The sequence below is a fragment of the Pseudomonas antarctica genome (assembly GCF_001647715.1).
GTDB lineage: Bacteria > Pseudomonadota > Gammaproteobacteria > Pseudomonadales > Pseudomonadaceae > Aquipseudomonas > Aquipseudomonas antarctica_A.
Window position 1 is genome coordinate 4,737,302 of sequence record NZ_CP015600.1, and the last position, 13,532, is coordinate 4,750,833.

At 60.1% G+C, this 13,532-nt stretch carries 10 protein-coding genes; 5 read left to right on the forward strand and 5 right to left on the reverse strand.

The genetic code is table 11. The annotated features are described in order from the left end of the window. Positions 1-67: 67 nt before the first annotated feature. Entirely contained in the window at positions 68-910 is an 843-nt protein-coding gene (xdhC, locus tag A7J50_RS21420) for a xanthine dehydrogenase accessory protein XdhC (protein ID WP_064453609.1), read from the forward strand. Between the two features lie 7 nt (positions 911-917). After that, positions 918-2,222, forward strand: a complete 1,305-nt coding sequence (gene guaD / locus A7J50_RS21425; RefSeq protein WP_064454993.1) for a guanine deaminase — start codon at positions 918-920, stop codon at positions 2,220-2,222. A gap of 152 nt (positions 2,223-2,374) precedes the next feature. On the opposite strand, the gene A7J50_RS21430 is transcribed toward guaD, so the two are convergent. Further along, complete coding sequence (locus A7J50_RS21430) at positions 2,375-3,139, reverse strand: GntR family transcriptional regulator (RefSeq protein WP_017134778.1); 765 nt, start codon at positions 3,137-3,139, stop codon at positions 2,375-2,377. Between the two features lie 227 nt (positions 3,140-3,366). Between A7J50_RS21430 and A7J50_RS21435 the strand changes: the two genes are divergently transcribed. Continuing rightward, positions 3,367-4,557, forward strand: a complete 1,191-nt coding sequence (locus A7J50_RS21435) for a benzoate/H(+) symporter BenE family transporter (protein WP_064453610.1) — start codon at positions 3,367-3,369, stop codon at positions 4,555-4,557. Between the two features lie 56 nt (positions 4,558-4,613). Here A7J50_RS21435 and A7J50_RS21440 read toward each other — a convergent pair whose 3' ends face one another. Continuing rightward, a complete protein-coding gene (locus A7J50_RS21440; protein WP_003219101.1) occupies positions 4,614-4,958 on the reverse strand; it encodes a YggL family protein in 345 nt (114 codons plus the stop codon). 237 nt (positions 4,959-5,195) lie between these two features. On the opposite strand from A7J50_RS21440, the gene dacB reads away from it, so the two are divergent. After that, positions 5,196-6,671 (forward strand): D-alanyl-D-alanine carboxypeptidase/D-alanyl-D-alanine-endopeptidase, encoded by a 1,476-nt coding sequence (dacB, locus tag A7J50_RS21445; protein WP_064453611.1) that lies wholly within the window; start codon positions 5,196-5,198, stop codon positions 6,669-6,671. A gap of 108 nt (positions 6,672-6,779) precedes the next feature. On the opposite strand, the gene A7J50_RS21450 is transcribed toward dacB, so the two are convergent. Together A7J50_RS21450 and rlmKL are read right to left on the reverse strand one after the other, a co-directional pair. Then, positions 6,780-9,164, reverse strand: coding sequence for a diguanylate cyclase (locus tag A7J50_RS21450; protein WP_064453612.1), 2,385 nt, complete (start codon positions 9,162-9,164; stop codon positions 6,780-6,782). Between the two features lie 159 nt (positions 9,165-9,323). Then, positions 9,324-11,588 carry a bifunctional 23S rRNA (guanine(2069)-N(7))-methyltransferase RlmK/23S rRNA (guanine(2445)-N(2))-methyltransferase RlmL gene (gene rlmKL / locus A7J50_RS21455; RefSeq protein WP_064453613.1) on the reverse strand — a complete coding sequence of 755 codons (2,265 nt, stop codon included), beginning with the start codon at positions 11,586-11,588 and terminating at the stop codon, positions 9,324-9,326. Positions 11,589-12,119: 531 nt separating this feature from the next. On the opposite strand from rlmKL, the gene rmf reads away from it, so the two are divergent. Continuing rightward, positions 12,120-12,335 carry a ribosome modulation factor gene (gene rmf, locus A7J50_RS30895; RefSeq protein WP_002553055.1) on the forward strand — a complete coding sequence of 72 codons (216 nt, stop codon included), beginning with the start codon at positions 12,120-12,122 and terminating at the stop codon, positions 12,333-12,335. Between the two features lie 127 nt (positions 12,336-12,462). Here rmf and A7J50_RS21460 read toward each other — a convergent pair whose 3' ends face one another. After that, on the reverse strand, positions 12,463-13,488 hold the full coding sequence (locus A7J50_RS21460; protein ID WP_064453614.1) for a quinone-dependent dihydroorotate dehydrogenase: 1,026 nt from the start codon (positions 13,486-13,488) through the stop codon (positions 12,463-12,465). Between the last annotated feature and the right edge of the window lie 44 nt (positions 13,489-13,532).

Below are 13,532 nucleotides of genomic sequence, written 5' to 3' on the forward strand. Positions count from 1 at the left end.
CACACTCAAAAAAGTGGGAGCGGGCTTGCCCGCGATAGCGGCCTCACAGACACCACAAGAGGTGACTATGAACAACTGGATCAGCGCCCTCGCCGACCTGCAGAACCTAGGTGAACCCTGCGTGCTGGTGACCATCATCGAAGAGCTCGGCTCCACGCCGCGCAATGCCGGCTCCAAGATGGTGATCAGCGCCGCGCAGACCTTCGACACCATCGGTGGCGGGCACTTGGAATACAAGGCGATGCAGATCGCCCGCGACATGCTCGTGCGTGGCCAGCAGAACACCCATCTGGAGCGCTTCAGCCTCGGCGCGAGCCTTGGCCAGTGCTGCGGTGGCGTGACCGTGCTGCTGTTCGAACCCATGGGCCAGGTACAGGCGCAGATCGCCGTATTTGGCGCCGGCCATGTCGGTCGCGCGCTGGTGCCACTGTTGGCGAGCTTGCCGTGCCGGGTCCGCTGGATCGACTCCCGTGACCAGGAGTTTCCGGAACATATCCCCCAAGGCGTGCGTAAAATCGTCAGCGAAGAGCCGGTCGACGAAATTGCCGACCTGCCGGCAGGCAGTTACTGCATCGTCATGACCCACAATCATGCGCTGGACCTGGAACTGACCGCGGCACTGCTCAAGCGCAATGACTTTGCTTACTTCGGCTTGATCGGTTCAAAGACCAAGCGGGTCAAGTTCGAACACCGCCTGCGTGACCGCGGCTTCGATACCGCACAGTTGCAACGCATGCGCTGCCCCATGGGCCTCACCGAGGTGAAGGGCAAATTACCGGTGGAGATCGCCATCTCCATCGCCGGCGAAATCATTGCCACCTATAACGCGAATTTCGGCCAGCACACCGCGAGCGCCGAACCCATTGCCAAACTGCTGCCGGTATCACGCCGCAGCCAAGCTATCAGTTGAGATGACCATGCCTTTGACTCGCAAAGCCTACCGTGCCGCCATCCTGCACAGCATCGCCGACCCTGCTGAAGTAGGGATCGAAGCCTCCTACGAGTATTTCGAAGACGGCCTGCTGGTGATCGATAACGGCCAGATCAGTGCCTTGGGCCATGCCAGCGATTTGCTGCCGACGCTGCCCGCCGATATCGACGTCACCCATTACCAGGATGCGCTGATCACACCGGGCCTGATCGACACCCACATCCACCTGCCGCAAACCGGCATGGTCGGCGCCTATGGCGAGCAACTGCTGGATTGGCTCAACACTTACACCTTCCCGTGTGAAAGCCAGTTCGCCGATAAGGCCCATGCCGAAGAAGTCGCGGACATCTTCATCAAGGAACTGCTGCGCAACGGCACCACCACCGCGCTGGTGTTCGGCAGCGTGCACCCGCAGTCGGTGAATTCATTCTTTGAAGCGGCCGAGAAACTCGACCTGCGCATGATCGCCGGCAAGGTGATGATGGACCGCAACGCACCGGACTACCTGACCGACACCGCCGAATCCGGCTACCAGGAAAGCAAGGCGCTGATCGAGCGCTGGCACGGCAAGGGCCGTTTGCACTACGCGGTCACGCCGCGCTTCGCACCGACCAGCACCCCTGAACAACTGACACTGGCCGGGCAACTGCTGGGCGAGTACCCGGACCTGTACATGCAGACTCACATCAGTGAAAACCTGCAGGAAGTGCAGTGGGTGAAGGAGCTGTTCCCGGAGCGCAAAGGCTATCTGGATGTGTACGACCACTACAAACTGCTGGGCGAGCGCTCGGTGTTTGCCCATGGTGTGCACCTGTGTGACGACGAGTGCGCGCGGCTCGCAGAAACGGGTTCGGCCGTAGCGTTCTGCCCAACGTCGAACTTCTTCCTCGGCAGTGGTTTGTTCAACCTGCCGATGGCCGAGAAGCACAAACTGAACGTGGGCCTGGGCACGGACGTGGGCGGCGGTACCAGCTTCTCGCTGCTGCAAACGTTGAACGAAGCCTACAAGGTCATGCAGTTGCAGGGCGCGCGGTTGAGCCCGTTCAAGTCGCTGTACCTGGCCACGTTGGGCGGTGCGCGGGCACTGCGCCTGGAAGACAAGATCGGCACTTTGCAGCCGGGCACCGATGCGGACTTTTTGGTACTGGATTACAACGCCACGCCGCTGCTGAGCTATCGCTTGAAGCAAGCCAATAATATTGCCGAGACGTTGTTTGTGTTGATGACGCTGGGGGATGATCGGGCGGTGTTGCAGACGTATGCAGCGGGTCAGCTCGTGCACCAGCGCTAAGTTCAGGGCCGCCATAAATCAATGTGGGAGCTGGCTTGTGTGGGAGCTGGCTTGCCTGCGATAGCATCACCGCGGTGTAACTGATACACCTCGGTGACTGCATCGCGGGCAAGCCCGCTCCCACATTTTTAGTCCCAGGCGAACCTGGAAAATTACAGTTTTACTGAAGAACGCCCTGGCTTCTTGGTCTGCAACAAATGCGAGAACACTGCATGCAAATCATCCGACGCGCTTTCCTCATCGAGGTTGAGCTTGCTGTCGATGTGATCCATGTGATGCATCATCAGATTCACCGCCAGCGTCGCGTCCCGTGCTTCGATCGCATCGATCAGCTGAGTGTGCTCATCGTAGGAACAGTGCGAGCGGTTGCCGCTTTCGTACTGGGCGATGATCAACGATGTCTGGGAAACCAGGCTGCGCTGGAAGCTGATCAGCGGCGCATTCTTCGCCGCTTCGGCCAGCTTGAGGTGGAATTCGCCGGAAAGACGGATACCCGCACCGCGATCACCGCGTGAAAAGCTGTCGCGCTCGTCGTTGACCATCTGGCGCAACTCGGCCAGTTGCTCAGCCGTGGCGTGTTGCACCGCCAATTCAGTGATCGCCCGCTCGACCAGACGCCGGGCCAGGAACACCTGGCGCGCTTCTTCTACACTTGGGCTCGCCACCACCGCGCCGCGATTGGGCCGCAGCAACACCACGCCCTCATGGGCCAGGCGCGACAGCGCGCGGCGAATGATGGTGCGGCTGACGCCGAAGATTTCGCCCAGTGCCTCTTCACTCAATTTGGTTCCGGGCGCCAGGCGTTGTTCGAGGATCGCCTCGAAGATATGCGCATAGACGATATCGTCCTGGGTTCCGCTGCGACCGGCCTTGCCGGCTCGCGGTTGTTTCTTGAGAGGTTGCAACTGTTCGTTCATGGGCACTCGGGTAGGGAGAACGGCGGCGAATTAACGGTAATACGGCAACAGCGTGTCGCTGGCAAGTATCACCTAAAAACAGGGCACATTGTACACAACCGAGTGCGCCAACACACTGTACGGCTGTTTGCGGCCTCGGCTGTATTGCAATGAGTCGTTACGTTTGAGTTTAGGCTTGAATCCGGGCCTTCACCGGCAAACACCCAGGTAAAAGGAACACCCCCTCCATGACTGACGCCATCCAAGCGCCCTTGCGCCCGCTGGCCGACACTTCAACGTCGGCCGTCGTCGCCGGCTTCATCGCCATGATGACCGGCTATACCAGCTCCCTGGTGTTGATGTTCCAGGCCGGACAAGCCGCCGGCTTGACCACCGCGCAGATTTCCTCGTGGATCTGGGCCATCTCGATCGGCATGGCGGTGTGCAGCATTGGCTTGTCCCTGCGTTATCGCACGCCCATCACCATTGCCTGGTCGACCCCCGGCGCGGCGCTGCTGATCACCAGCCTGGGCGGCGTGAGTTACGGCGAAGCGATTGGTGCCTACATCACCTGCGCGGTCCTGGTGACGCTCTGCGGGCTGACCGGCAGCTTCGAAAAACTGGTCAAGCGCATTCCCGCCTCATTGGCGGCGGCACTGCTGGCGGGGATTCTGTTCAAGATCGGCAGCGAGATTTTCGTCGCCGCGCAACATCGCACCGGCCTGGTGCTGGGGATGTTTTTCACCTACCTGCTCATCAAGCGCGTGTCGCCACGTTATGCCGTGCTGGCCGCGTTGGTCATAGGCACGCTGCTGTCGGGCCTGATGGGGCTGCTGGACTTCAGCGGTTTTCATCTGGAAGTGGCAACGCCGGTCTGGACCACCCCGCACTTCTCGCTGGCGGCGACCATCAGCATCGGCATCCCGCTGTTCGTGGTGGCGATGACCTCGCAGAACATGCCCGGCGTCGCCGTATTGCGCGCCGACGGCTACACCGTGCCCGCCTCGCCGTTGATCACCGCAACAGGCCTGGCCTCGCTGGTGCTGGCGCCCTTCGGTTCCCACGGGATCAACCTGGCAGCGATCAGTGCGGCCATCTGCACCGGGCCGCATGCCCATGAAGACCGCAACAAGCGTTATACCGCAGCCGTGTGGTGCGGGGTGTTCTACGGGATTGCCGGGGTATTTGGCGCCACGTTGGCGGCGTTGTTCGCAGCCTTGCCCAAGGAGCTGGTGCTGTCGATTGCGGCCTTGGCGTTGTTTGGCTCGATCATCAATGGCTTGAGCATCGCCATGAATGAGCCGAAGGAACGGGAAGCGGCGCTGATCACCTTTATGGTCACCGCGTCAGGCTTGACGTTGTTTTCCATCGGTTCGGCGTTCTGGGGGATTGTGGCGGGGGTGTTGACGCTGCTGATTCTGAATGGGCGCAAGGCTTGATTGTTTAAGACCGCGCAACGAAAAAGCGACCCGGGAGGGTCGCTTTTTTTATGACATCAGACTGCCGGATTGATCGGCTTTTCTGGATGCCAAGCGTCCAACAGGGCGCTGACTTCAACGCGGGTCAGCTCTGGACGAGCCTTCAGCCACGCTTCAACAGCTGCACGCTGCTCTTCGTTGACCGAACCACGGGTGGCTTTGCAAACCAGACCGAAGTCATCGCCGCCGACGTAGTCCAGGCCGTTGCCGTCCATTGCTTCAGTCAGGAATGCTTCGAGGAAAGCGTCTACCGCTTCATCGTCCAAACCTTCTTTGAAGTCCAGGTTCAGTTCGAAACCCAGCTCTTGAAATTCATCAACGCACAGTTTTTTGCGCAGACGCCGGGAACGGTTAGTCGCCATTGGAACAATCCTCATAAGTAATAACGGGCGGCACTTTAGCAGTTTAAGGCGGCAATTGCCCGACTCTCTGGGACAGGCGGCTATGCGCCAGTTAAAAAAACGCCGATTACCAGCTATCGTTGAGCTACAAGTGGCTCCAGGTTGGGGCATAATGCCGACACTTTCGTGACCAATGAGGGATTTTCTTCCATACCCCTCGCCTTTTTCACCCTCCTCTACCGTAGGGTTTTATTCCTTATGATCAACTCTTTTCGTTCCCATTCTTTACGTTCAATGTTGTTTGCCGGTTTTTTGCTGCCACTGGCCTTTTCCGTTACCGCTGCGCCGATCAATAACACCCTGCCACCCAATGTTCAGCAAGCCCTCCAAAAAGCCAAAATCCCCAATACTTCGCTGTCCCTGGTGATGCTGCCGCTGACCGGCCCCGGCACCCCGACCGTGTTCAACGCCGATGTTTCGGTAAACCCGGCGTCCACCATGAAACTGGTCACCACCTATGCGGCCCTGGAAATGCTCGGCCCCAACCACCAGTGGAAGACCGAGTTCTACACCGACGGCACCCTCAGCGGTGGCGTGTTGCGCGGCAACCTCTACCTTAAGGGCGGTGGCGATCCCAAGCTGAACATGGAAAAACTCTGGCTGCTGATGCGCGACCTGCGCGCCAACGGCGTGCAACAAGTCACCGGCGACCTGGTGCTGGACCGCAGCTTCTTCAACCAGCCGCAATTGCCCGAATTCAATGACGACGGTAACGACGAGAACAAGCCGTTCCTGGTCAAGCCCGACGCCCTGCTGGTCAACCTGAAGGCCCTGCGCTTTGTTACCCGCAATGATTCGGGCCGGGTGATCGTGTCGGTCGAGCCGCCGATTGCCAGCATCCGTATCGACAATCAGGTCAAGGTGTCCAACGCCAAGCAATGCACCGGCGATGTGCGCTACAGCCCCGTAACTGCCGCCGATGGCAGCGTCACCGTGACCGTCAGTGGCCAGTTGGGCGATGGTTGCAGCTCGCAGACTTACCTGTCGCTGCTCGACCATGCCACTTACACCGCCGGCGCCGTGCGCGCGATCTGGCAGGAGTTGGGCGGCACCATCCAGGGCCGTGATATCCAGGCGCCGGTCCCCAAGGACGCCAAGGTGCTGGCCCGTGCATTTTCGCCGGACCTGGCGGAAATCATTCGCGACATCAACAAATACAGTAACAACACCATGGCCCAGCAGTTATTCCTGAGCCTCGGCGCGCAGTTCCGAAACGATGCCGATGGCGATGATGCCAAGGCCGCACAACGCGTAGTGCGTCAGTGGCTGGCGAAGAAAGGCATCACCGCACCGCACCTGGTGATGGAAAACGGTTCCGGCCTGTCCCGCGCCGAACGGGTCAGCGCCCGCGAGATGGCCGCCATGCTGCAAGCCGCCTGGAAAGGGCCGTATGCGGCGGAATACATCAGCTCGCTGCCGATTGCCGGCACCGACGGCACCATGCGTAAACGCCTGAAAACCACCGCCCTGCGCGGCGAGGCCCACGTCAAGACCGGCACCCTGAACACGGTGCGCGCCATCGCCGGGTTCAGCCGCGATAACAACGGCAATAGCTGGGTGGTGGTGGCGATCCTCAACGACTCGAAGCCTTGGGGTGCTTCGTCGGTGCTGGATCAGGTGCTGCTGGATTTGTATCGCCAGCCTAAGCTGACGGCGGCGGCGCCGGTACTCTAAAGGCAACACAGATCAAGTGTGGGCGCTGGCTTGCCTGCGATAGCGGTGTATCAGTATCAGATGCATCGACTGACACTCTGTAATCGCAGGCAAGCCAGCCTCCCACCTTCAGGCACGCAAGCGCTCGGCTTCCACCCGGTCGCGCCCCGCCTGCTTGGCCACATACACCGCCGAATCCGCGCGCAGCAGCAGCTCATCTACGCCTTCATCGACCCGCCAACTGGCCACCCCGAAACTGGCGGTCACGACCCCCACGGGGTCCATCGACGTAGTGCGCAGTGACTGCCACAACTCCATCGCCAGGCTGTAAGCCTGATCACAATGGGTGTGCGGGCACAGCACCACGAACTCTTCGCCACCCAGGCGACAGAACACGTCCGTGCGACGCAGGCGCTGGCTGATGCGCTTGCACACTTCCTGCAGGGCACCATCCCCCACCGCATGCCCATGCTGGTCGTTGATCCGCTTGAAGTGATCGATATCGAACATGATCAACGACAGCGCCCCTGCAGTGCGGTTGAGCCTGAGCATCTCGGCCTGCAGGCGATCCTGAAAATAGCGTCGGTTATAAATCCCCGTCAGCGAGTCGGTAATGGATAACGCGCGCAGTTCCTCCTCTACCCGCTTGAGATCGGAAATGTCCGAAACGTAGCCGTGCCACAAGGTGCCGCCGCCGGGTAACTCCTCCGGCGTGGCTTCGCCGCGAATCCAGCGCAGACCCCGTTGCGGCAATACCACGCGATACTCTTCGCGCCAATGGCTCAACTGCAACGCCGACAGCCGCATCGAGAGTCGTACCCGCTCTACGTCCAGAGGGTGGATACGTTCAAAAACCTTAGTCGCGTTGTGCTGCAAGACGCCGGGTTCGATTTCATAGATATCGCGCATGCCATCGCTGGCGTAGATAAAGCGCCCGTTTCCCTGGGGGTCCAGGGTGAACTGGAAGATTCCGCCGGGCACGTGGGCACTGAGTTTTTTCAGTAAGCGGTCACGCGCGGCCAGCGCTTCGTAGGCGCGCTTCTGCTCGGTGACATCCAGGTATATCGCCAAGTGCCCGACCCACAGGCCATAGTCATCCAGTAATACAGTGGTCAGCATATTCACCGTCAAATGGCTGCCATCCTGGCGCAACAGTGTCCATTCCCGCGCCTCGAGCAGGTTGTCCGGACTTTCCACCAGCATCGCCTGACTCGGCGCAATACGCTTGCCCAAGGCCACACTTAAACTGGCGGCGCGGGTTTCGAGCTCCAGGGTCAGGTGCAGGCTCTCAAGCGTCAGCCGCCCCACAACTTCGTCGGCCTTGAACCCAAGCATCTGCTCGGCACCGGCATTGAACGTGTTGATCACGCCTCTGAGGTCAGTGGCAATGATCGCAACCTGGGTGGCGGCATTGAGCACGCTGCGCAATTGCCCATGCGCCCCACGCAACTCCAGCTCACGCAGGCGCAACTGTTCTGTGCGTTGCTCCACCAGTTCCAGCGCGCGTTGGCGCTGGCTGACCAGCACATACAACAAAGCACTCAGCAGCAGGCTGAGGAGCACGCCCATGGTCAGGATCGTGCTCTTCGAAGAATGGTTAGCCTGGTCGAAGACCTGGCTGGCGCGAATACTCAGGGCGTACACATGGTCGCCAAGGGTCAGACGGCGCGCGGCAATCAGATCACTCTCGCCTACTGCATTGCTGGACGCGTACAGCACGCGCTGTTGAGTGTCGGAGGTGTCGATGATCTGCATCACCAGGTTGTCCCGCTTCGGCTTGGGCAACCCATCGGCGACCAGCTGGCGCATGCTGATCACCGCCATCACAAAACCGAAAGGCTCTGCGCCAACGGGCTTGCTGACGGGCGCCACCAGCAACACACCGGCAGCATAAGCCGGCTCCACGCCCACCAGTTGCATGGGTTGAGACACCGCCGGCTTGCCGCTTTTTTGCGCACGCTCAAGCGCCGAGCGACGCAGCGGCTGGGCCAACAGGTCAAAACCCAAGGGTGAGCCCAGCAGGCTTTGAGTCTGGCTGTACAGCACCGGCACGTATTCATCGCGCTCCGCGGCAGGCGCCAGCTCACCCGACGCATTCAATTCACGGATCGCGAAGGGCACGCCTCGCTGGCGGGAAATTTCCTGCTCAAACGAGCTGCGCTGATCGCGCGATATCCATGGCGCCCAGGCATAGGCGCGGGCGCGCAACAACAAGGGTTGGGCGAAACCATCAAACTCGGCGCGGGAAACACCACTGGAATTGACGAAGAAACGTTGCAGGCTTGCCAAGCGTTGCTCCTGGTCTTCAAAACGTTCCTGAAGGCGGGCGTAGCGCTCATTGACCAGCAACTGGAAACGCTGGCGAACCTGCTGCTGATAAAGGTCGGCAGCCCCCCAGGCAACGATGATCGTCAGCGTGCAACCTGCCAGTAATACCGCCAATGCCACCAGCCAAGCCGACGCCTGCTCACTGATAAAGCCTAGGATTTTCGGGCGAACAGCTTGTAACGTCATAGGCAACACTCACAACGCCAGCGTGCGGGGGTGTCACTTTGGCTAGGCGTTAAGTTATAGCCATGAGGCCGGTATTTGACCAGCGCAAAAAAGCCGCAAGCCCGGTTTAATCCAGGCTTGCGGCTTTTTGGTGCAACGTGATGCGTCGTGGTGCAGCGATCAGCGCGCGGTGATTTTCCATGCACGGTGGATCTTCGCATTACGCGCGAAATCCGGGTCGAGGGTCTTGTCGCTGATTTCCTCTACGGCATAGCGTTCACTGAGGTTGTCCTCAAGCACGAACTTGCGGAAGTTGTTCGAGAAGTACAGGACGCCACCCGGTGCCAGGCGGGCCATGGCCAGGTCGAGCAACTGCACGTGGTCGCGCTGCACGTCGAAGATGCCTTCCATGCGTTTGGAGTTGGAGAAGGTCGGCGGGTCGATGAAGATCAGGTCGAACTCATCGCGGCTGGCTTCCAGCCACGCCATCACGTCACCCTGCTCCAGACGGTTCTTGTCGGAAAAACCGTTGAGCGAGAAGTTGCGACGCGCCCAGTCCAGGTAGGTTTTGGACAAGTCCACGCTGGTGGTGCTGCGCGCACCGCCCTTAGCTGCGTGCACACTGGCGGTGGCGGTGTAGCAATACAGGTTGAGGAAACGCTTGCCGGCCGCTTCCTTCTCGATGCGCATGCGCATTGGGCGGTGGTCGAGGAACAGACCGGTGTCCAGGTAGTCGGTGAGGTTGACCAGCAGCTTCACGCCGCCTTCGCTGACCTCGGTGAACTTGCCCTGGGCACTCTGGCGCTCGTACTGCTTGGTACCGCTCTGACGCTCGCGACGCTTGACCACGACGCGGCTCTTGTCGACGTTCAGCGCCTGGGGAATGGCCGCCAGCGCATCGAACATGCGTGCGGAGGCTTTTTCCGGGTCGATGGACTTCGGCGCAGCGTATTCCTGGACGTGAACCCAATCGTGGTACAGGTCGATGGCCATGGAGTATTCCGGCATGTCGGCGTCGTACACACGGTAGCAATCCACCCCTTCACGCTTGGCCCACTTGCCCAGCAGCTTGAGGTTCTTCTGCAAGCGATTGGCGAACATCTGCCCGCCTTCGCTCAGGCGCGCCTGCTCGACCACCGGAGCCGGTGCTGGCTTGATCGGGTTACCGTTCTTGTTGTACTGGCGCTCTTGCGGCTCGGTCGGGGCTTGATCGTAAGCGGCTTGCTCACGCTCGGCCTGACGCTGTTCCGGGGTACGGCGCTCGCCGGTGACGAACTGGTCCGGGTTGACCTTGATCAGCAGCAATTTGCACGGCAACGCGCCGTTCCAGAACGAATACTGTTTGTGGCTGCGAATGCCCATGCGCTTGCCAAGGTCCGGCGCGCCGGTGAACACCGCCGCTTCCCAACCCATACACGCCTGGCGCAGACGCTCGCCAAGGTTCTGGTAGAGGTACAACAGGCTGGCTTCGTCACCCAGGCGCTCGCCGTAGGGTGGGTTGCAGATCACCAGGCCTTTCTGGTTCTGGTCCGGGCGCGGCTCGAAGGTGCCGACTTCGCCCTGGTACACCTTGATCCAGTGGCTCAAGCCTGCGCGTTCGATGTTGTTGCGGGCTGGCTGGATCAGACGCGGGTCAGCTTCGTAACCACGGACCCACAGCGGCGGTTTGTTCATGCCGATGGCGGCACGCTCACTGGCTTCGGCGTGCAGTTTCTTCCACAGCGCCGGGACGTGACCGAGCCAGGTGGTGAAACCCCACAGTTCGCGGTTGAGGTTGGGTGCCATGTCGGCGGCGATCATTGCGCCTTCCACCAGGAAGGTACCCACGCCGCACATCGGGTCCGTCAGCGCGCCGCCTTCGGCAGCAATGCGCGGCCAGCCGGCGCGAATCAAAATCGCGGCGGCCAGGTTTTCCTTCAACGGTGCCGCGCCCTGCTGCAGGCGGTAACCGCGCTGGTGCAAGCTGTGGCCGGACAGGTCGAGGGAGAGAATCGCTTCGCCACGGTCGAGGCGCAGGTGGATACGCAGGTCAGGGTTGATTTTGTCGATGGACGGGCGTTCGCCGGTCGGGGTGCGCAGCTTGTCGACAATCGCATCCTTGACCTTCAGCGCGCCGAAGTGGGTGTTGTCGATGCCCGAGCCGTGACCGCTGAATTCTACCGCCAGGGTGCCGTCCGAGACCATGTGGTCAGCCCATTCGATATCCAGCACGCCGTGGTACAGGTCTTCGGCGTCCTTCATCGGGAAGCGCTTGAGCACCAGCAATACGCGGTTGGCCAGGCGCGACCAGAGACACAGGCGGTAGGCAGTTTCCATATCGGCCATGCCGCGCACGGCCGAAGTGTGCTCGCGGGCTTCCTCAAGGCCAAGCCCGACGGCTTCCTCGATCAGCAGGCCTTCGAGGCCCTTGGGGCAAGTGAGGAAGAGTTCAAAACGGTCCGACATGGGCATTCCAGGCTTTTCAGCAATAAATGAACGGGCGACGCATCGCCGGCTCGGTTTTCAATCAAGCACTTTTCTTGAAGAGTGCTCGCGTGGCACGAATGTGCCGTTCCACCCCGGCTGCCGGGCCTTTCGGCCAAAATTTCCGGGGCAGATAAACAATTGTTTGCAACAAAAAGAAATATTGCGACCCTTCGTCGAATAATAACCGACTGCAACGAGCGGGCATTCTCACTAAAGGATTAAACCCATCCTCTTTGCAAGGCACATCATAGCTGGCTTTGCCCAATAAATGGGGCGAAAAGCCATCCCAGCTTATGGCTATAGCATCGTTATCGTTACGTGCTTATGACAAAACGATCATTGAATCCATGTGACCTATTGGTTAGAACTCAACACAGGTTGGCGCCGTAACGACGCCGACACATTGGCTCGCCACGCCGGCAGCGAGCCCACCAACGGCAGAAAAACTCTGCCCGGCCTCAGACGAGGCCGAAGGATATCTACACAGTCAACAAGTGAGGGAAACACCCTATGAGAAGACTTAAGCGTGATCCGTTGGAAAGAGCATTTTTACGCGGATATCAGTATGGCGTTCATGGCAAATCCCGTGAGCTTTGCCCATTTACTCTACCGTCGGTACGCCAAGCCTGGATCAACGGCTGGCGAGAAGGACGCGGCGACAATTGGGACGGTATGACCGGCACTGCGGGGATACATAGACTCAACGAACTTCACGCCGTCGGCTAACACAGGGCACTTAATCCGACATACCACCTAGAAGATTATGTAACGACTTAACCACGCACGTCCTATCCGGGCGGCGGGCTTCGGCCCAGGGGGCTCCTAATGGAGCCCTTTTTAATGGCCGATACTTTCAGGCCTTCGGCAACGCGGCAATCGCATCCACCGACTCGCGAATCAGCGCCGGGCCCTTATAGATAAAGCCGGAGTACAACTGCACCAGGCTCGCGCCCGCCGCAATCTTCTCGGCGGCGTGCTTGCCTTCGGTGATGCCGCCTACCGCGATGATCGGCAAACGCCCCGCCAGCTCAGCGGCCAGCACCTTGACGATATGGGTGCTCTTGTCACGCACCGGCGCACCCGACAGGCCGCCCGCTTCATCACCATGCGCCAACCCTTCAACGCCGACACGGCTGAGGGTGGTGTTGGTAGCAATCACCGCATCCATACCCGAATCGACCAACGCCTGGGCAACCAGAACAGTTTCTTCATCACTCATGTCTGGAGCAATTTTGATGGCCAACGGTACGCGCTTGCCATGGCGCACCGTCAAGTCTTCCTGGCGCTGACGCAAGGCTTCGAGCAATTGCTTGAGGGAATCACCAAACTGCAGGCTGCGCAGGCCCGGGGTGTTGGGTGAACTGACGTTGACCGTGACGTAGCTGGCGTGGGCGTAAACCTTGTCCAGGCAGATCAGGTAATCATCGACGGCGCGCTCTACCGGGGTATCGAAGTTCTTGCCGATATTGATACCGAGAATGCCCTTGTACTTCGCTGCCTGAACCCGCGACAGCAGGTGATCAACGCCCAGGTTGTTGAAGCCCATGCGGTTGATGATCGCCTCGGCTTCCGGCAAACGAAAGATGCGCGGCTTAGGGTTGCCCGGTTGCGGCCGTGGCGTCACGGTGCCGATTTCGACAAAGCCGAAACCCAGTTGCGCAAAACCGTCGATGGCCGCGCCATTCTTGTCCAGGCCGGCAGCCAGCCCGACCGGGTTGGGGAAATCGAGCCCCATCACCGTCACCGGCATCTTTGCCGGTGCCTTGCATACCAGGCCATTGAGCCCCAGGCGACCACCGGCACCGATCAAGTCCAGGGACAGATCGTGGGAGGTTTCCGGAGAGAGTTTGAACAACAACTGGCGGGCCAGGGTATACATGGGCGGGCTAGACTCGGATGGCGGCGAAAGGTGGCGCCGATTAT

Bases quoted from the DNA above. Each gene is read 5' to 3' on its own strand.
- xdhC (WP_064453609.1), top strand. From the start codon at position 68: ATGAACAACTGGATCAGCGCCCTCGCCGACCTGCAGAACCTAGGTGAA.
- guaD (WP_064454993.1), top strand. From the start codon at position 918: ATGCCTTTGACTCGCAAAGCCTACCGTGCCGCCATCCTGCACAGCATC.
- A7J50_RS21430 (WP_017134778.1), bottom strand. From the start codon at position 3,139: ATGAACGAACAGTTGCAACCTCTCAAGAAACAACCGCGAGCCGGCAAG.
- A7J50_RS21435 (WP_064453610.1), top strand. From the start codon at position 3,367: ATGACTGACGCCATCCAAGCGCCCTTGCGCCCGCTGGCCGACACTTCA.
- A7J50_RS21440 (WP_003219101.1), bottom strand. From the start codon at position 4,958: ATGGCGACTAACCGTTCCCGGCGTCTGCGCAAAAAACTGTGCGTTGAT.
- dacB (WP_064453611.1), top strand. From the start codon at position 5,196: ATGATCAACTCTTTTCGTTCCCATTCTTTACGTTCAATGTTGTTTGCC.
- A7J50_RS21450 (WP_064453612.1), bottom strand. From the start codon at position 9,164: ATGACGTTACAAGCTGTTCGCCCGAAAATCCTAGGCTTTATCAGTGAG.
- rlmKL (WP_064453613.1), bottom strand. From the start codon at position 11,588: ATGTCGGACCGTTTTGAACTCTTCCTCACTTGCCCCAAGGGCCTCGAA.
- rmf (WP_002553055.1), top strand. From the start codon at position 12,120: ATGAGAAGACTTAAGCGTGATCCGTTGGAAAGAGCATTTTTACGCGGA.
- A7J50_RS21460 (WP_064453614.1), bottom strand. From the start codon at position 13,488: ATGTATACCCTGGCCCGCCAGTTGTTGTTCAAACTCTCTCCGGAAACC.